Origin of the sequence: Fructobacillus fructosus KCTC 3544, from assembly GCF_001438695.1 — a bacterium.
Lineage (GTDB): Bacteria > Bacillota > Bacilli > Lactobacillales > Lactobacillaceae > Fructobacillus > Fructobacillus fructosus.
Genome location: NZ_JQBH01000034.1, coordinates 1 through 239 on the forward strand (window position 1 = coordinate 1; position 239 = coordinate 239).

A 239-nucleotide genomic window follows, 5' to 3' on the forward strand; every position below is an offset into this window, starting at 1 on the left:
ATTGGTTTAATCACCATTTCAGCGCGTTCACGAGCATTATGTGACAAGTCAAATTTCGCAAATTTATCAGATAATTCACGCTTGATTTCACTAATCTTGTCGCCCATTTTTTGTTGAGCTGAAAGATTAAGAGTTTGTTGAGCTCTCAAACGGCTTTCATTAAATTCTTTCTTCTTTTGATCCAATTGTGAAAGAACATATTGTTCATTACTTTCAGAAACACTTGGAATGTTCTGTAA

The 239-nt window shown here is 33.9% G+C and carries 1 protein-coding gene; it reads right to left on the reverse strand.

Going from position 1 to position 239, the window contains the following annotated elements; genetic code table 11:
* The coding region (locus IV71_RS07640) for a hypothetical protein (protein ID WP_162258604.1) at positions 1-239 on the reverse strand (239 nt) is incomplete at both ends.